Origin of the sequence: Desulfospira joergensenii DSM 10085 (assembly GCF_000420085.1) — a bacterium.
GTDB classification, from domain to species: Bacteria; Desulfobacterota; Desulfobacteria; order Desulfobacterales; family Desulfobacteraceae; genus Desulfospira; species Desulfospira joergensenii.
The window spans coordinates 772,321-790,565 of the sequence record NZ_ATUG01000003.1 but is presented as its reverse complement, the minus strand read 5'-3'; the positions used below and the strand labels follow the sequence as shown (position 1 = coordinate 790,565).

The 18,245-nt window shown below is 44.0% G+C and carries 19 protein-coding genes; 7 read left to right on the top strand and 12 right to left on the bottom strand.

Annotated features, from left to right (window positions below; genetic code table 11):
• Window positions 1–5: 5 nt before the first annotated feature.
• The 7 genes from F608_RS0127730 to F608_RS0127700 all read right to left on the bottom strand — a co-directional run bounded on the left by F608_RS0127730 (window position 6) and on the right by F608_RS0127700 (window position 5,679).
• Entirely contained in the window at window positions 6–1,382 is a 1,377-nt protein-coding gene (locus F608_RS0127730; protein ID WP_022669014.1) for an aldehyde dehydrogenase, read from the bottom strand.
• A 40-nt stretch (window positions 1,383–1,422) separates the two neighbouring features.
• Window positions 1,423–1,974, bottom strand: a complete 552-nt coding sequence (locus F608_RS0127725; RefSeq protein WP_022669013.1) for a CD3072 family TudS-related putative desulfidase — start codon at window positions 1,972–1,974, stop codon at window positions 1,423–1,425.
• Between the two features lie 47 nt (window positions 1,975–2,021).
• Complete coding sequence (locus tag F608_RS0127720; protein ID WP_027363191.1) at window positions 2,022–2,387, bottom strand: cupin domain-containing protein; 366 nt, start codon at window positions 2,385–2,387, stop codon at window positions 2,022–2,024.
• A gap of 5 nt (window positions 2,388–2,392) precedes the next feature.
• Window positions 2,393–2,737: a DUF7670 domain-containing protein gene (locus tag F608_RS37430; protein WP_022669011.1), complete on the bottom strand. Its 345-nt coding sequence runs from the start codon at window positions 2,735–2,737 to the stop codon at window positions 2,393–2,395.
• An 11-nt stretch (window positions 2,738–2,748) separates the two neighbouring features.
• On the bottom strand, window positions 2,749–3,228 hold the full coding sequence (locus F608_RS33660) for a GNAT family N-acetyltransferase (RefSeq protein WP_051148668.1): 480 nt from the start codon (window positions 3,226–3,228) through the stop codon (window positions 2,749–2,751).
• 253 nt (window positions 3,229–3,481) lie between these two features.
• Window positions 3,482–5,185 (bottom strand): acyl-CoA dehydrogenase family protein, encoded by a 1,704-nt coding sequence (locus F608_RS0127705; RefSeq protein WP_022669009.1) that lies wholly within the window; start codon window positions 5,183–5,185, stop codon window positions 3,482–3,484.
• Between the two features lie 62 nt (window positions 5,186–5,247).
• Complete coding sequence (locus F608_RS0127700) at window positions 5,248–5,679, bottom strand: MarR family winged helix-turn-helix transcriptional regulator (protein ID WP_022669008.1); 432 nt, start codon at window positions 5,677–5,679, stop codon at window positions 5,248–5,250.
• 250 nt (window positions 5,680–5,929) lie between these two features.
• On the opposite strand from F608_RS0127700, the gene F608_RS35420 reads away from it, so the two are divergent.
• Together F608_RS35420 and F608_RS0127690 are read left to right on the top strand one after the other, a co-directional pair.
• Entirely contained in the window at window positions 5,930–6,985 is a 1,056-nt protein-coding gene (locus tag F608_RS35420) for an alpha/beta hydrolase (RefSeq protein WP_022669007.1), read from the top strand.
• Between the two features lie 171 nt (window positions 6,986–7,156).
• A complete protein-coding gene (locus F608_RS0127690) occupies window positions 7,157–7,507 on the top strand; it encodes a zinc ribbon domain-containing protein YjdM (RefSeq protein ID WP_022669006.1) in 351 nt (116 codons plus the stop codon).
• A gap of 155 nt (window positions 7,508–7,662) precedes the next feature.
• Here the strand turns inward: F608_RS0127690 and F608_RS33650 are convergent, their stop codons facing one another.
• The 3 genes from F608_RS33650 to F608_RS0127675 all read right to left on the bottom strand — a co-directional run bounded on the left by F608_RS33650 (window position 7,663) and on the right by F608_RS0127675 (window position 9,661).
• On the bottom strand, window positions 7,663–8,229 hold the full coding sequence (locus F608_RS33650; RefSeq protein WP_022669005.1) for a hypothetical protein: 567 nt from the start codon (window positions 8,227–8,229) through the stop codon (window positions 7,663–7,665).
• A 66-nt stretch (window positions 8,230–8,295) separates the two neighbouring features.
• The gene (locus tag F608_RS0127680) at window positions 8,296–9,087 is read right to left on the bottom strand and encodes an MBL fold metallo-hydrolase (protein ID WP_161626902.1); all 792 of its coding nucleotides are present in this window, start codon (window positions 9,085–9,087) and stop codon (window positions 8,296–8,298) included.
• A 100-nt stretch (window positions 9,088–9,187) separates the two neighbouring features.
• Complete coding sequence (locus F608_RS0127675; protein ID WP_022669003.1) at window positions 9,188–9,661, bottom strand: cache domain-containing protein; 474 nt, start codon at window positions 9,659–9,661, stop codon at window positions 9,188–9,190.
• Between the two features lie 206 nt (window positions 9,662–9,867).
• On the opposite strand from F608_RS0127675, the gene F608_RS0127670 reads away from it, so the two are divergent.
• Window positions 9,868–10,443, top strand: a complete 576-nt coding sequence (locus F608_RS0127670) for a TetR/AcrR family transcriptional regulator (protein ID WP_153307624.1) — start codon at window positions 9,868–9,870, stop codon at window positions 10,441–10,443.
• 150 nt (window positions 10,444–10,593) lie between these two features.
• Here F608_RS0127670 and F608_RS0127665 read toward each other — a convergent pair whose 3' ends face one another.
• Window positions 10,594–11,199, bottom strand: a complete 606-nt coding sequence (locus tag F608_RS0127665; protein ID WP_022669001.1) for a LysE family translocator — start codon at window positions 11,197–11,199, stop codon at window positions 10,594–10,596.
• Window positions 11,200–11,299: 100 nt separating this feature from the next.
• On the opposite strand from F608_RS0127665, the gene F608_RS0127660 reads away from it, so the two are divergent.
• Window positions 11,300–11,854: a helix-turn-helix domain-containing protein gene (locus F608_RS0127660; RefSeq protein WP_022669000.1), complete on the top strand. Its 555-nt coding sequence runs from the start codon at window positions 11,300–11,302 to the stop codon at window positions 11,852–11,854.
• A gap of 737 nt (window positions 11,855–12,591) precedes the next feature.
• Here the strand turns inward: F608_RS0127660 and F608_RS0127655 are convergent.
• Entirely contained in the window at window positions 12,592–14,091 is a 1,500-nt protein-coding gene (locus F608_RS0127655; RefSeq protein WP_022663626.1) for a hypothetical protein, read from the bottom strand.
• 206 nt (window positions 14,092–14,297) lie between these two features.
• On the opposite strand from F608_RS0127655, the gene F608_RS0127650 reads away from it, so the two are divergent.
• Genes F608_RS0127650 through F608_RS0127640 form a run of 3 tightly spaced genes read left to right on the top strand, consistent with a single transcriptional unit; the run spans window position 14,298 to window position 18,239 of the window.
• On the top strand, window positions 14,298–15,386 hold the full coding sequence (locus tag F608_RS0127650; RefSeq protein WP_022668999.1) for a CBASS cGAMP-activated phospholipase: 1,089 nt from the start codon (window positions 14,298–14,300) through the stop codon (window positions 15,384–15,386).
• A 14-nt stretch (window positions 15,387–15,400) separates the two neighbouring features.
• Window positions 15,401–16,423, top strand: a complete 1,023-nt coding sequence (locus F608_RS0127645) for a cyclic GMP-AMP synthase DncV-like nucleotidyltransferase (RefSeq protein WP_022668998.1) — start codon at window positions 15,401–15,403, stop codon at window positions 16,421–16,423.
• Window position 16,424: 1 nt separating this feature from the next.
• Window positions 16,425–18,239: a ThiF family adenylyltransferase gene (locus F608_RS0127640; RefSeq protein ID WP_033399053.1), complete on the top strand. Its 1,815-nt coding sequence runs from the start codon at window positions 16,425–16,427 to the stop codon at window positions 18,237–18,239.
• The last annotated feature ends 6 nt before the right edge of the window (window positions 18,240–18,245 follow it).

The window sequence follows — 18,245 nt, the reverse complement described above, 5'->3', positions numbered from 1 at the left end:
ATCCCCTATTTCAGAAGCCGGCGGACAAGATTGAGTTTTCCCCTGTAGGGAGGATAGGCAAGGGGCAGGTCGATCCAGGTTGCGGCCTTCAGGATGCTTTTCTTATGGGAAAAGGTTTCAAACCCGTTAAACCCGTGATAACTCCCGATTCCGCTTTCTCCCACCCCGCCGAAGGGAAGGTTGGGATTGACCAGATGCTGGATACAATGATTCACACACCCCCCGCCGAACCGGATCTTTGAAATCACTTCTTCCTGAACCGCCCTGGTCCGGCTGAAGATATAGCAGGCCAGGGGGTGCTGGGGAAGCTGACCAATGATCTCATAGATTTCATCAAAACCCGAATACTCCAACACCGGCAGGACAGGTCCGAAGATCTCTTCGGTCATGATCTTGTCTTCCAGAGTCACATCCGTCATCACTGTGGGGGCGATATATTTTTTTGATTGGTCGAAGGTCCCGCCCACAACAACCTTATCCGGGTCGATGAGATTGACGATCCGGGCATGATGGTCTTTGTTTATAATCCGCCCGTAATCCGGGGACAAGGAGGCATCCCGGCCGTATAAATCCAATATCCGTTTTTTTATGGCGGTAAGAAAGTCCTGTTTGATCTTTTTATGGACCAGGACATAGTCCGGGGCAATGCAGGACTGGCCGGCATTCATAAATTTTCCGTAGACAATCCGGTTCACGGCAATCTTGAGGTCGGCGTCCGAATGAACGATACAGGGGCTTTTCCCTCCCAGTTCCAGTGTGACAGGGGTCAAATGCCTGGCCGCGGCCTGCATGACAATGGAACCGACCCTGGGGCTGCCGGTAAAGAAGATATGATCAAATTTCTGCTCCAATAATAGGGTGGTCTCGGGCACCTTGCCCGGGATATAGGCGATATATTCAGGATCAAAGGTCTCCTGGATCAGCTCTTCCATCTCGGCACTGCTTTTCGGCGTCAGTTCCGATGTCTTTACAACGGCGGTATTCCCGGCTGCCATGGCAGATGCCAATGGGACAAAGGTCAGGGCCACGGGATAGTTAAAAGGGGCAATGATCAGATTGACCCCCAGGGGGGTGAACCGGATATGGCTGGATGCCGGCTGGCAGAGCAGGGGAGTGCTTATCCGCCTGGGTTTCATCCATTTTTTCAGGCGCTTGATGGTCCGGGTCAGATCATGCAGGATAAATCCGACTTCAGTGGCGTATGCCTCAAACTCGGATTTTCCCAGATCCTCCTTAAGTGCCAGGTTCAATCGGGATTCCGCCTTTTTAATCTTGGTTTTCAGCTTTCTTAGTTGTTCGATCCTGAAATCATAGGAATGGGTAATGGACGAGCGAAAGAAGCGATGCTGTCTGCCGACGATATCAACTATTTCATCCTTCATGTGTCTACTCCATTTGGGGTTAGAGGGGGGCATCTCAAATTCATGGATTGTTCAGCAGAGAATTTACGGCCCGGACCGCCTCCGGGATTTCAGAGAATTTGATCCCCATGACCCGGATGGCAATCTGATTATTTTTCAGGGCAGCGGTCAGGGCCTCCATGAAAACACCCTTTCCCTTAATTTCCATGTTATTCTCCGATGTGGTGTCCACGCCGCAGGACGGGGACCGGTTAACGCCGATAATCCCCATGGGCTGGAACCCGTATTTTTTATACTCTAGTATCTGGTAGACCAGATCCTGAACCATCTGTTGGATCCTCAATTTCACAGCATCCCTGCCCAGGCAGGCCCGGATTCTTGTATTTTCTTCAACAACCGGAAAAGAACCGCCCCGGGGATTTCCCCGGTCCAGTCCCAGACACATGAGTTCAGGGCAGGGCATCTGGACGACTCCCACACGGGAAGCCGTCAATACGTCCATCACTTCCCTGCAGGCTCCCGGGAAAACCGCAGTTCCATCGGAAATTGAATTCTGATTTAAAATACAATGTGCTGCAAATAGAATCTGTTTGCTTCTGCCATCATCAAACATGGTTATGCCATCCTGATTCCTTTCTGGTGAAAGCCCCGGTGGGGATATCAGATCCAGACATCGTTCCGAGCGGTCAATTCACTCTCCACATCCCCGGTGTTGACGACTCCTTTGGGTTCAATCACCAGGATTCTGCATTCTTTTTCTGCATGGGGTTTATGCTCTTTTCCCCTGGGTACAATGAACATCTCATTGGCGGAAAGATCGACCCTGCCGTCCCGGAAATCAATGGACATCTCTCCTTCAAGAACGATGAAGACCTCGTCGGTGTCCCTGTGGTCATGCCATGTGAAATGGCCCTGGATTTTCACGAGTTTAAGCTGGTAATCGTTCATCTCCCCGATGATTTTGGGAGACCAGTGTTCCTCGAATTTTGAGAGTTTTTCGAAAAAATTAATGGGCTTAAATTTCATTTTTTTCATTTTTCCGTTTGTCTTAAATATTTCCAATTCAGCAGGAAAAGTACACCAATTAGTAATAGGGGGCCTGAAATGAACCATGCTTCGCCTCTGCTGGTCAGTAAAAGAAACAGGGCAAGAAAGATGAAGATACAGGCTCCGATGAATTCCCAGCGCCATGCCACACACAATGCCACGACCAAACAAAGGGTGGGGATCAAATGCATCATCAGTGCAAAAAAAATTTCTGAAATCCCAACCCCCTCATTAAACACATCCAGGGCAAACATGCTTAAAAACAGGATCAATAAGACGGACAATCCCCTGGGGCTCCAGTAAAGAATTTTTTCTGCCCGGGTCTTCATCGGTTTCTCCTTTATCCTGCGTTTCTTGCGGAACCAAAGTTCCGGCCAAGGGCTTTTTCCATACAGATACTGTTTTCAAGGTCTTTATAGGGACCATAATTATCAATGACCCGGTATCCGTTTTTTTGATAAAGGCCCAATGCCTCGGGCTGGCCTTTGCCGGTTTCAAGAACCGCCCGGGTATGCCCGAGATCCCGGCTCCAAGCCTCCAGGGCTTTTAAAATTGAGGTGGAGAGTCCTTTTCTTCTTAAATTCCGGGTCACGTACATTCGCTTGATTTCCACGGTGCAGGGATCAAGAACTTTAAAACACCCGCATGCTGCCGGGATTCCCTCGACATACCCGATGACCGCCGTATCAATGGGATCGATTCTGTTGTGCTCGTCATACTCTGACTGCCCGTCCCCGTACCGGGCCGTCAGTTCGGCATCCAGACGCCGGATCAATCCGGTAAAATCTTCATGGGTGTTGGGGGTTTTTACTATTTTCATGTTCAATCCTTTAGATGTCTTGTCCGAAATCTTTGGATCTTTTCCCTGAAAAGTTCATGGATACAAGTATTAAAATGGGGAAAAAGGGTCAATGAAAATTTATATTTTTACGGAGCGGCAGGGTCTGTTCAAGCCGGATTGAAGTGGGTTGGCAAATGGATCTTCCCTATTGTGGCGGCAACCCGGGATACGCTCTCTCAACATCAAAAAAAGGATGTCCCCGCCCCGGAATCTGCAGGAACATCCTTTGGGTCTAGGGATTCATCTCATAGCTGTCTTTCAGGGAAATCACCTGTTTTTCCCAGATCCTGTCGAACCGGTCCTTATCCATCACCGGTTTTTTGATCATGTCCATGCAGAAACCCATCTGGACCTCTGAGGTATCAGGCTTGGAATAGAGAGTCAGGGCGAATTTGGAGAAATCCCGGATCATGAAGTCAAAGATCTGCTCCAGGAGATCGGCCTCCAATTTTTCCATGTTGAATTTTTCAATGATGAGCTGGCCATAGGCCACCAGGGTGAAAAGCTCCCCGAGGTTGAGCAGGAAATCCATGTTTTTGGCCTGTTCCTTGTCCGGGGTGGCTGAAATCAGCATCTCCTTGAGGACCTTGATCTGTTCCTTGAAGATATTTATATTGGGCAGGTCAACGCTGTCATAGGCCAGGGCCGGATCATGGAATTGTATCTTGCCGAGGCCCCTGGTCTCTCCCTGGTCAAAGAGGAACTCGTCACAGGCGGCATCGTCCCTTTTCCCGATTTCCGGGAATTGGCCCGGGTTGAAGAAGTAATTGGCCATGAACTTGATGATCAGGGCCATGTTGACATGGACCGTTCCCTCCAGCTTGGGCAGAGCTCGAATATCCACGGCGGCCATTTCAAAATAGACGTCCTTTTCAAATCCCCGGGCCGCGATCACGTCCCAGATCAGGTTGATCACCTCTTCGCCCTGGGTGGGCACCTTCATCTTGACCATGGGGTTGTAAAGCAGGTAGCGGCGGTCCTCCCGGGAGGCGCTCCTGAAGTAGTCGGCGGCCCGCTGGGAAAAGAGCTTCATGGCGGTGAGGCGGGTATAGGCATCCACAAACATCTGCCGGATATGGGGAAAATCCGTGACCCATTTTCCGTAAAGGTTCCGGCCGGCAGCATGGTTGAGCCCCTCGTAAAAGGCATGGGTACAGATGCCGATGGCGGCCCAGCCCAGGTTGAACTTGCCCACATTGATGGTGTTCAGGGCAGAATCCCAGGCAGCCCGGCCCGTGGACATGATATCCTCATCGGTAATGGGATAGCCGGAAAGACCGTACTCGGCCACATATCCCTCCCAGTCCACCACGTTCTGGACCAGGTCGTAATTTTCATGTTCCGGATCTGCCGCGAAAAATACATATTCATCGGTTTCCGTGTTCTTCCCAAAGGTGGAGACAATCCCGGCCTTGTTGGCATTGCCGATATAGTACTTGCCCCCGTCGGCCACGTATTTCCCGTCCCCCAGGGGGGTCAGGGACATGTCAGAGGAATAGAGGTCGGCTCCATGGGTTTTTTCCGACAGGCCGAAAGCAAAGATATGACCTTCTTCAAGAAGCCGGGCGGTCTTTTCCTTGATTTTTTCGTTGGATCCCATCCAGATGGGCCCCAGGCCCAGGATGGAGACCTGCCAGGTATACCAGTGGGCCAGGTTGTAAAAGCCCAGGATTTCATTGAAATCGCAGATCCGCCGGGTATCCCACCGGGCCTCTTTATTCCCCCGTCTGTATTTTGCCGGGGTGAGCAGGGTGGAGAAGATCTGGTTCTCCCGGATAAAGTCAAGAAAATCATCGTACCAGACCCGTTCGTGGTAGTCGGATTTCAACTGTTTTTTTCCCCGGGTTTCAAAGTAATCAATGGTCTTTTTCATGATGGCTCTGGATGCCGGGTCCAGATGGTCAAAGTCCGCGGTTTTGGGATTGAATAAAATCATGGCTTCCCTCGGGTGGTTAAGGTTTCCGGTTACAGCAGATTATGTTTGTATTCAAACATAATTTACTCTGAGTTTATCACGTCGGTGAGCAGCCGCTTGAACAAGAGCTTTTCCTCCAGGGAAAAGGCTTTGAGGATCTGCTCATTGGCCTGTATCCTCTCCTGAATGAGTTTCTCCTTGAGGCCGTCCGCCTTTGGGGAGGTAAAAAGGGAAAGGGTTCTCCGGTCTTCGGGGTGGGGCTTCTTTAGGATCCAGTCATTGGAGGCCATCCGGTCCAGAACCCCTGAAAGAGTTGCCTTGTCCAGGATCAGGAACTTGCCCAGCTGGGCTGCAGTCATGCCCTGTTTGTACCAGAGCCCTTCCAGGACCAGGTGCTGGAGATTGGTCAGCCCGTAGGGGATCAACTGGCTCTTAAATCTGGCATGGGCCTTCTGGTAGGCTTTTCCCAGTAAAAAGACCATGCAGTCGGGTACATCGTCGGGTAAATAGCTCATAAAACTCCTTTGTATACGAACCATATAGACAAAGCCAAGGGCTTTGTCAATTGAGAATTAAAAATGGATAATGGAGAATTCAGGAGGCTTCGCGCCAATTATACCCTTCTGATTCCAAAAAAGGCCGGCTGAAGCTTCAAATCCTTTACAGGATCAATGATGCTTGATAAAAGCCTTTACCCAGGCCATGTGCAAATATTAAATCCAGCAATAATGGTGTGGCAGCCATGGAGAAAAGGAGAGCGTTACAATGGGGAAAAGAGTATCTCTTATTATTATTTTGATCCTGTCTTGTTCATTTTTTTTATGTCCAGCCCTTGTTTTTGCAAAATTTTCTCTGTTTGAAGACGTGATTTATGCCCGTCACGGGGATGTCCCGGACTCGGATCTTTTTCTTAAGGGGGATATATATCTTCCCTCCACCGAGGGGCCCCATCCCGCCATTATGCTGATGCACGGAGGGGCCTGGCAGCTGGGCGATGAAAATTTTTACGCCGACGACTGGGGGCCGTACCTGGCCGAGCGCGGGTATGTCGTGTTTTCCATCCAATATCGTCTCTCCAAACCCGGTGGTGCTTATCCTGCCTGGCCCGGATGCCTGTTTGACTGTAAAGCGGCACTCCAATTCCTGCGGGGCAAAGCAGCAGAATACAAGGTCGATCCGGACCGGATTGCCGTTGGCGGCGATTCCGCCGGAGGGCAATTGGCAGCCCTGCTCGCACTTACCCAGGACTGGCCGGCCTTTGCAAATAAATATCCAGACGATCCCTTTGCGGATGTGAGTACCCGGGTCAAAGCCGTGGTTTCCGCTTACGGGGCCTTTAGTATGGAAAACTGGTGGAAATGGACCAAGAACCCTGAATTCGATTGGGCGCCCTTTGAAATGACGACCTTTGCAGAAGACCTCTTTGGCGGCACACCCAGGGACCTGCCAGCAGCCTATTTTGAGGCATCCCCCATAAATTATGTGCGGTGCAGCGCGAAAGCCTTGGGAATAGTGGCCCTGCCCAACGAGGGGATAAAGATACCCTGGTTTATCACCTGGGGAACCGAAGATCCCGACGTACCGGCCGGGGGGCAAAGCGTTCCATTTGTGAAGGCCTTAAAGGAAGCGGGAGCCGAGGTCACTGCGGTACCTGTTCCCGGTGCCGGTCATTATTGGTTCAACCTGGGAAAAATCACCGGCCGGAGCGGTCTTCCAGACTGCGAGTTTGATTATAAAAAACTGGAACTCGTTTGTAAGGGGGCAACGCCCAACGACTTTATTGCCCCGGAACTCATCAGATTTCTCAAAGAAAACCTGTAAAAAGCCCGGTTCAATTATAAAAAGATCTATGCATACCGGTGGCTTTAAACCCTTGACTCTTATTGGAGATACAAGTAATGAAGTCTTCATTTGTTTTGAATCGTGATAATCGGTTCATTGCATGATAAAAATATTGTAAACCAATTTATATAATCACCCAGGAATTTTGCCATGTCTATTGAAGAAAATATCTGTCCCAAATGTAATTCACCCTATGCCTATCCCGATGGTCTCCTGTGGACCTGCCCTGAATGTGCCCATGAGTGGGCACCTGATCAGAGTTCCGACACACCCCCGGAAGATGCGCCGCGATTCCTCGATGCCAACGGCACTCCTTTGCAGGACGGAAATACAGTCACCACCATCAAAGATCTTAAGGCCGGGAAGGACACAATCAAATTGGGTACAAAGGTCAAGAATATCAAACTTCTGGATGATCCTGTAAACGGCCACGATATTTCCTGTAAGATTGCAGGTTTCGGCGCCATGTACCTTAAATGTTCTGTTGTTAAAAAGGCCTGAAGGAAAAGCGAAAACATCAAAAACGGAATCTGTTCTTTGGTTCTGATTCTTTGTGGCAGAAGAGGCAGGGAGATTGCCTGGGCTTTTTCATGAGAATTATAAAGGCAAAGGGCAGGTTTCCAGGGTCAACCCAGGTAACCTGCCCAATTGATCCTTTAATATTGATATGTACCCATTTCCAGCCTTCCTTTTCCCAGCAGCAGATTTTCTGATTTGTCAGGTGCTTCGTACACGGCCTTTACGATCAAATAATATTGATTCCCTATTCCAGGACATGGGCCTATATAAGCCCCTCTCTTCATATTGAGATTTTTCCCGCAGTGCTCTTTTATCATTTCAAAACCACTCGGTATATCAAAAGTCTGGCCTGGAATAGAGGGAACAACAATTTCCTTGGAACCTTGTTTCAGTTGATAACTTACTATGCCATGGCCTCCATTATCACATGGAGCATAGGTTCCATCACTGAATTCAATTATCAGTTTGTTTGCCTGCACAGGAATATCTTTTACTTTGATTGGAGGGGATGATCCATTGCCTCCAAACTCCTGACATTGTTGATCTTTTGGAATAACTTTACCATTCCAGGCCGGATCTGCAAATGACAGGTCCAACTCCAGTACTACAGTTTGAGAAGCCTTTTGACCGGCAGAACCTGTGCAGGCGGTCAGCATGGAAAAAAATAACGAGAGAAAAATATACTTTATCATTTTGAACTTCATTTAAAATTCTCCTAGTGAAAACACCAGTTGACGCCGGATCTGCAAAAATCCCGGCGCGCTGCCCGACTATAGGGTCAGAACCGCCCCGACTCCGGTTGGGATATAGTGTCTGCCATATGCCTTTTTAAACAATTCAATGGCCCTGTCCCCGGTGCAGTGGGTGGCAGAGACATTCAACACCCCGAGATTTTTAAATTCTCTGATAATCATTTTAACAGCATCATCTGACGCATCCAGCAGGTGAAATCCGCCGATGACAAGATAGACCTCTTTATGGACAATTTCTTTTGCCCGTCTGATAATATTCAGGATTCCCGGATGGGAGCATCCTGTAATAATGACCAGGCCCCTGTCCGTATTTATTACCAGGGATTGTTCTGCAATGACGTCACTCTCCATCTCGCCTGTCAGGAAAACATCCCGGGATATTTCAATTGGTTTATCCACAGGAACGGCCACGGCATCTGTTTTTTTAATCTTGTCCATGAAGGGCTTTGGAAATGAGGCCGGCACATAAACGGCAACCTTGCTGTGAGTCTCCAGAAAATTAAAAAGATTGCCTGTATGATCCGAATGGTTGTGGGAAATGACCACCTGGCTGACAGCCTCCAGGTCCGGTCTTATTTGATCGATATTATAGTAGAATATTTCCTTTGACCGGCCGGTATCAAACAGGATCGTTTTTTCGGTTCCCGTGATCAGGCAGGAAAATCCCCACTCAGCCTTCAGGCCTTCTGTAAAAATATAATTGTCGTAAAGAAGGGTCAGTGAGATCGCCTTTTTTTCCGTTTCAGGGATAGTGCAGGCCGCAGATAAAACCATGCACAAACAGATCAACCCAGTAAAAAAAGATTTCATGCTCACCTTCCTTTCAGGCATTTTTGCTCCTTTTTCATTTATCCGGCAGGGTCATACCCTCTGGCCTGGCACCTTGAATCTGCAGGATCCGGTCCGGGCTTTATTCATAGATACCCGCGCCGACGATCACCATTGTATCCGGAACCTTGGATACAAAGGAGATTTTTTTCCGGGGTTTCTCTCCCGGTTTCCTCACATGCATATAATCCACCCAGCCCTCGCCTTTTTCATTGACGACCTTGATGAATTCCTGGAAAACATGTTTGCCGTTTGCATCCATGTAATCTTTCTGGCTGAAATTCCGCATTCTCTCCGGCAAATAGGGATTGCCTACCATTTTGACGGTATCCTCCATAAAACAAAAAACATAGGTACCCTTCCGGACAAAAGGCCCTTCTTTATCATTGATTTTCTCAAGTGTGGCTTCAAGTCCTTTTTCCAGGATCATTTTTTGGGCTTCTTTGGTGACGGCCACACAATCTTCTCTCGTGGCTTTTTTTTCTGCGGCCAACCCGGGACATACCATTAAAAAGATAACCAGCATTGCCACCATCATTCTTGAAAGTTTCTGCATAACAAACTGCCTCCTTTGGGGATATGGTTGTTGGGTGAAGGATTTATATGGAGCGTTCTTTTAATAAAAGCTCCTAATATAAAGCCTTTATATAAAGGTCTTATATAGTGAGGCCCGTCTCCTTGTCAAACGATTTATCAATTTTCTTTGCTTGCCTATTGAGAAAACCATGGGTATTATAACGCTTTTATATTATAAGAAAGGCAGTGAGTTCATTCATGGTGCGCAAAATAAAATATTCAGCCGGAGATATCGTTTCCAAGGCCTTTGAACTGGTCAGGGAAAGCGGCTGGTCAGGTTTGTCAACAAAAGCGGTGGCAAAAGAGATCGGCTGTTCCACCATGCCCATATATTCACAGTTCAAAAACCTGAAAGACCTTGAACATGCGGTCATGGAAAAAAGCTGGGATCTGCTGATGCAGTATGAAGCCCGGGAACATACCGGCGACGTATGGATTGACCAGGCCATAGGCTATGTATTTTTCGCCCGTGATGAACATCAGCTTTTCCGCAGCATGTACGATGGCCGCCACCCGGAAAAACAACGGGAACTGCTGTCTATCAACTGGGAGTATTTATGCCGGAATTTACATGACTACTCTCCCTTTAAAGGCGTGGAAGAAGAAAAGTTGAGCCAGATCCGTTTTTCCCGGGTGATGATGACCCACGGACTGGCCTCAATGGTCAACATCGGATGGAGTCCCCAGATACAAGAAGATAAAATCATAATCGAAAAGATTACTTCAGGCAGCAGGGCCCTTCTGAAAGGGTTGGACCTCTAACTTAAATCCTTATGGGCATTTCATTTTTGATATAGTCTTCAGTGGGAAAATTGAAATGATCCCCCCACAATGCTTCTGTTATTCAATGCTGCTTTTTAAAGAGCCGGGCGACCGATGATAGACAAAAGGATCGCTTTCAAATACCAAATTTTATAGAGGTGATATTATCCCCGAGAGATCCACAGCAGTATATATAAGTAACAAGGATAGCAATTGGTTGATTCTCTTTCTGAATGATTCATTTTTCAGTTTGCTTTTTATTACGGAACCGCACAAAGCCCATGTTGATGTAGCAGCAAAAGCAGTTAAGGCAAGAATAATTGCAAAAACCGTAAGGGTATTTATTTGATTCGAAATTGAAGCCAGAAAAGTTGAGAAGATTGTCAATCCATACACAGCGACCTTTGGATTGAACAGTTGCAGAATAAATCCCTTTATAAATGCTTTTGGAGCTTCTTTAGTGTCAGTAAAAGAATTGCTGGAACGAAGGATACCAATAGCAAGCCACACAATATATAGGGCACCAACCCATCGCAAATATTTTTCTGATGCCGGTATGATTTCCAGAATCGTACTGGAAAGATAAGCACAACAAATCATAACAACAAAGAATCCAGATGCTATTCCTAAAAGGAAGGTCACGGTTTTTCTGTAGCCATATGTGACACCCATTGATGCACTTGAAATATTGTTAGGTCCTGGCGTAAAAGTGGTGATAACCACAAAGGAAATTAAAGGAAAGAGTTCAATATTCATTTCGCGCCTCTTGAGAAAAAGAACAATTTATAGTACGCTATAACAAGCTTATGGCCGCTATGATAATTAATGTACAATATATTGTCAAGGAGTTTGTTATATGGAACAACCAGTTGATGCGATTGCAAATAATTTGCAATCGGTAAGGGAGGCTCGAAAACTTAGCTTGGATAAGCTATCAGAACTCACTGGAGTTAGTAAAAGTATGCTCAGGCAGATTGAAACTGGTAAATCAAGCCCTACGATCGCTACGATCTGGAAAATTGCCAATGGATTGAAGGTTTCATTCACAAGTTTGCTTCAAAAACCCACAGTGGAAGCAATAGTTAAGTCTTTTAGGGCTGAAAAGCCTTTAACAGCAAAGTCCGAACATTATCGACTTTTTCCCTTAATTCCATTCGAACCAGAACAATCTTTTGAGACCTATTACATTGAAATTGACCCTGATACTTTATTCTTTGGAGAACCGCATGAAGGCAATGTTTATGAATATGTTTTTGTTTTGAAAGGGCAACTTGAAATAAGTGTTGATGGTAGAATTTTTAAAATTAATGAAAATGAATTCCTCCAGTTTCAAGCAAACTGTCCTCACGAATATAAATGCATCGGGAATAAAATGGCATCAGCGATGATGCAAATCAGTTATCTTTCCTGAAATGAAGATATAGTTCAGATAGGATTAGAAAACTAAGCAATAATGGTATTTAAGCACTCCCAAGCCTTTCTTGAAGAGTCGTTGGCTAATTTTGCTATTGGTGACCTGGATCGAAAATCTTGTAGATCACATCAAGGGTCTGGGCTGAGGACTACCCTTCGACCGGGCTCCATTTTTTTGGTCGGACGGCACCCATAAACTTTCCCTGTAACTCCGGTGCTTTTTAATCCATTTAGCCAATACCAAGATTGGTATTGGCTCTGTTTCCAATGATGGTGATGTAAAATATTGGTCATAATCCGAATATTTTTAACTTTAATTCGCATTTTTATCGCCAAGACCTATTCCAAACACCACTTTGTAGCACATATAGTGCTATATTTGTAATAAAACCCCACATTTTGTGTTTCATCGCTTGACAATTATCAATAGGTAGTTATTTTTACGCAAATTGATCCAAATTCTTAATAGGAGAAACTATTGATCAAAAATATTTCTGATATATTTCCACTAAAAAAGGGTGTTGAAACCGTTCAAATTTCTGTTTCGTTATAGGTGCCCCACGCGTTTGTAATTCTTTTTTCCAATGTCAGATTGTCCGGCTTTTACCGTAGCAATATCTGGTTTTGTTTTTTACCGCATAAAATCTATTTCAGACGGCGGCCTTTGTTGTATTCAGATATACCAATAGCGACCGATCAATCGGCTCAGAAAAAATCCCGCATTGAACGTTCAATTCATCCTGTGGCAGCAAACAACTCCTTTTGCCCATCTTCTTTTTTCATTGGTTTATGCCTTGTTCCGGCCATTTCAATCAACAATGTTACGATAGTCGTCAGAGTTGATCGGACAATCACACCATGCTGGCTTCTTACCCGTGTTTGTTCGAGGCCTTCTCTTTTTTTCATCAGATTAAAGGGCCTTTCACAGTTTTTCCGGATCTCGATTGCGTCTTGAGATCCGCTATGAAAAATCGGCATTGGTTGAAAATAGCCGCTGTCAAAATCAACGATCCTTGATTTTGAACAATTTGATTCAAACGCACACTCACCCGGAACGGCATCACATCCAAATTCGTGGCCTTCCGGTGTCGATCCCAAAAACTGCATTGGAATCTCACAAGAATCATTACAGGCAACCCTTAATGGCGATTCCAAAACGTTGTCAGGAAGTTTGGCTTTCTCCGATGCAGGGGTGACGACATAGACACCGGTTTCGTTGAGAACCGAACCATCACTATCGTGATAAGCCTGGTCGGCGGTTATCAATTTGATATCAATACCCAATGTTTGAGCAAGCTTGATCAACGGTTTTAAAAACAGGCTGTCATGATGATTTGCCGCCCCGATTAGGGATACCAATGGAAAACTATGGCCTGTCGATGGGTTGATGGCTGTTAGGGTGTGAAGCCGGTAGCCAATGACGTAATACGATTTATCCCTTTTATTCCGGCGTTTTCCACAATCACAGTCCGGATCGGAATACATTCGTATTTTTTTGCCTTTGACCTGAATTGTGCAAAGGGGGTAATTGATTTCAGACGGCAGTTCACTGGAATCAACACCATGGATAACGGCACTCTCCAGACAGCCTGATTTATAAAAATGATGGAGGAAATATACCAGGACATTCATCAATTGTTTGAAATTCAGGCCACGCCGGAAGTGACACAATTCAGTATGATCTGCCTGGTGTTTGGTATTTAAAGGCAGTCTCACAAAACGCCTGTTTTGCTTTCGTTCCCTGCCAAAATATTCATCGCTGCAAAATTTCCTGTAACTGATTTCAGGGTATTTGATTATTTTTAAAAGCTCCATCCGAAATAACTGGTAGGGTTGAATATCCCTGTGCACAGCGGAATATCCGTCAGGCGCAATCAAGCTGTTGATAATCTGGTTGTCTATAAGTTGGTCAACAAACTGCAATTCCGGGTCTACAATTTCAGGGTATGGCTTTTTCAGGGTGTCAAAATGAAACAGGTTGTCGGAATGAAAATTTTCAATGTAGGACGCCATCTCAGGAAGGCTACGAATCTCTGCTGAGGGGGCCTGATCTTCAACTCCTATGAGTTCTTCGATGGGGATGTCCAAGGTTTGAGAATAATCATAATTATCCAAAACTTCCATCATGATTTGCTTTGTCAGCTCTTTTTTGGACTTCCTTGTCATCTTTTTCCAGTTCGGAAAACTCTTTTTCAATTGCTTTGTGATGATTCGCCTGATATTTTTTGTATGCATAAAGCCTCTGTGGTGTTGTTTCCTTTTTGTTTAGGCGCTTGAAAGATACAACTAAACAGAGGCTTTTTCAATTACTAACATACTGAAAATTTGTCGGATAACGTTAAAATTGCGTCATCGATTTCAACACCCTTTAAAATGCAAATTCGAATTTATTTCAACAAGTCTCATTTCTAAAATTTTCAATAAGGTCGGAGCTATAAGCAATGGGGGATAGCCCATTAAAAGTCCTAACGATTGATGGTGGTGGAATGCGTGGGCTTTATAGCGCTAAATTATTAGAAACAATTTGCAAACGATTTTCACAGAAATTTCATACAAAAGAACCTGATATTGGAAAATCTTTTGATATTATTTGCGGTACCAGTACTGGGGCTATATTGGCTTGCGGGTTAGCATTCGGAGTACCTATTTCAAAAATTCAAAATTTATACATGGAATGTGGGTCAGAAATTTTTCCTAATCCAATGCCACACAATAAATTCAAACTGTTAAAGTGGGCATTTAAGAATCGTAAAAGACCAGCAGCTAATGTTGATATTTTAAAAGAAAAATTAGAAGAGAATTTTGCTACTTCAACCTTAGGAGAATTATACGAGGATAGAAGTATTGCTTTATGTATTCCAACTATAGACGCAAATACCAACCAACCCCGAGTTTTAAAAACGCCTCATAATAACGGTAAGCATAGAGATAACAATTATACCTTAGTTGATGCTTGTCTTGCCAGCGCGTCTGCTCCCATTTTTTTCCCTCTTTCCACACGAAAAATAAAAAATACATCTAAAAGTAAACGGTATTTTGTTGATGGGGGGTTATGGGCAAACAATCCGATATTAGTTGGATTGATTGAGGCGTTAAGCATAGCAGAAAAAAATCAAAGTATCAGTATTCTTTCAGTGGGAACATGCGATCAATCGAATAGTGATCCGAGTAAATTAAAAAATCCCAAATGGGGGGTTCTGGATTGGGGAGTAGGTGTTGGGATTGTGGATATGTCTATAAATGTACAATCCTCAAGTTATACATACATGGCTAAATTCTTATCTGCAAGTCTAAACAATACTGGATCAGATATTCGAATTGCACGATTAAAAGAACAAAAAAAGTCTCCGCAACAATATGGTTTTTTAGGCTTAGATCGTGCGGATGAAGTGGCAATCGAGACTATGGTGACATTGGCTGAATCTGATGCGGATTGGAATTATAGCAAAGCCATTTCCCCCACCCCTGGTAATCTAAAATTATTAACTGAAATTTTTTCTGATATCAAGGAATTGAAAAAGAGATCCTAAAGAGGAGAAAGATCATGTTTAATTGTTCTAGTGAAATAACAGAATTTTACAACAAACATGCCAGACTTGCCAAAGCCCAGGTTGATGATTTAGCCGGTTATAGAGCTAAAAATATAACAAGGCTTGAAAAGGGGTTAGAAAAAAATGAAGACCCAATCCCGACAAGGCATATCAACCAAGGATCTTATGCAATGAGAACAATTAATCAGCACCCTGATAATGACTATGATATTGATATCGGGGTCATTTTTAACAAGGATGATCTTGTAGGTAGGCAAGGTGCGGACAAAACTGCTCTTTCCACAAGAAAGATGGTTTTAGAAGCTGTTAAAGATGAAAGGTTTAACAAAGAACCTGAATTGAAAAAGAACTGTGTAAGGGTATTTTATAATGAAGGTTATCATATAGACATGCCAGCTTACAGGGAATCGATAAATCAATTCGGTGAAAAAAAGATAGAATTAGCAAGTAGTGACTGGATAGAGTCTGACCCTGAAGCTGTAACAAAATGGTTTAATCAAAAAGTTATCGATGTTAGCCCAGATAAAACTAATGGTCGACAAATGAGGCGTGTAGTAAGGTTATTGAAATTCTGGGCTAAAAGTCGGAAATCTTGGAATATGCCATCAGGATTTATAATTTCTAAATTAGTTTCAGAAAAATACTGTCCGATAGATGGGAGAGATGATGAATCCCTGTACTACACTATGGACGGTATTAAAAATCGGCTTTTGCTTGATAAAGATGTTTATCATCCTATCTTGACAAGTTCAAAATTAAGCGATGGGAACGAAACTGCCATAGACGAATTTTTAGAAAGGTTAAAAACAGCATTGGATGATCTTTCAATCTTATTTGAAGATGAGTGCACGAATCAAGGTGCGTTGAAAGCCTGGAAAAAAATTTTCAATCATTCATATTTTTCAGACAAACTAAAGTCTTTATCAACATTAAAAGCAGCTGCTGGGGCTACTGTAATCTCAAAAGGGGAGCCATCAAAACCGGTTAAAAGAAAAGGGGAAGCTCGATTTGCCTGAAATGGATTGGGTTTTTCCAGAACTCGCGGGGCCTGTCTATGACTTAAACAAAGAATATTTTTCAAAAATGTCACCGCAAGGTCATAGACTCACAAAAAAGGAATTATGTTTTTACGGGGACAATCACTTTTTAGCAGGCTGGGTCTTTAAAAAAACTATTGCTGGTATCGAATTTACGTTGGTTTTTTTGTTAGATAAATTTATCCCATTCTCTTCACCTAAAATTGCAATCAAATCCGAAGATTATTATTTCAAATGGCCGCATGTCGAAGAAAAGGGTTTTTTATGCCTGAAGGATGAAAATGATACAATCTCACATTTCTCAGGAGAGGCCATCACCACTTACTTTATTGAACAAGCTGGCAGTTTAATAAAAGAATGTTTAAGTGGATCAAATAAGAATGATTTCATTACTGAATTTATGAGTTATTGGAATAGATGGTGCGATAGAAAGAGACGTCATTCACAAAAAATTCTTATGCTGGCTGACCCAATCCCTCATAGTAGGCATATCCATACACTCACTTTTCAAAATTTTATTCTAATTTGTGATGCAATCAAAGATGGGATTCAGTGGTGCGAATTATTTTTAAAAAATCGTAAAGTAAAAGAGAAGGATTTTAGCCTCGGTTCGTATATATGGCTGTCGAATCCCATAGTCCCAGAGCAGTATCCGTCCTCCAATTTTAGCGCAGCGAATCTGGTAAAAAATAATAACAATGAAGATTGGGAAATATTAAAAACCGCTGTACCAGATGATGATGGTTCTTCTATCATTGTCTTCGGTTTTGAGTCTGGCAACGGACCAGCATTTGGAGGTATCCGTCTGAATGAACCTGCGCTTTATATAAGACCTGGTAAAAAAAGATTAACAAGAGAAAAAGGGTTTAGAAAAAAAGGAAAATTTAGTTCTCTTGCTGCTGAAAAATATTTCTCAGCTGAGGGAAAAGCTAACTCTTTACCTGTTCAACGGATTGATAGAGAATGGATTTTTGACCGAGGTTCCTCAGGTTTAAACACTGATTTTAATAGAAGCTACATAGGGATAATTGGTTGTGGCTCTGTCGGTGCTCAGGTAGCCCGCTTATTAATCGAGTCTGGCGTTAAAAGATTGTTTTTTATCGATCCGGATAAACTATCGTGGGACAATATTGCCAGACATCTATTAGGGGCTCAATACACTTCAAGAAATAAGGCTAAAGCGATGGAAGAATATTTCCATGAAAATTATCCTGGTCTTTTAAATATCTCTTCCATGTCGATAAGTTGGCAAACTGCTTTATCAAAACATAAAGAGGCTCTATTAGAATGCGATTTGATAATTTCAACTTGTGGAGATTGGGATGCTGAGGCTTCTTTAAATTTCGCTTTCAATACGATAGATAATTTTCCATCGGTGATATATGGCTGGACGGAACCTTTTGGAATTGTGGGGCATGCTCTGTTTACGTCGAATGTTGGAGGATGCCTATCATGTGGTATGGATGAATATGGAGTTTTTAGTCATAGAGTAACAGAGTGGACCCCGGATATAATTAATAAAAGAGCCCCTGCTTGTGGGCAAACTTACCAGCCTTATGGCGCATTAGAAATAGCAAATACTCAATCCATGATTGCCCGCTTAGCCTTGGATGTAATTTCTAAGAAAGTCACTCGTTCCCAGCATAGAATTTGGTTAGGGGGGTCTTCTGAAATATCAACTATGGATGGGAATTTTTCTGATTGGGCTAAAGAAGAAGGGGTTAGTTCTGCTGCTGATAATCAGGTAATAATTCATGATTGGAAAATTAACTCATCTTGCCATTTTAATCACTAAGGCCAA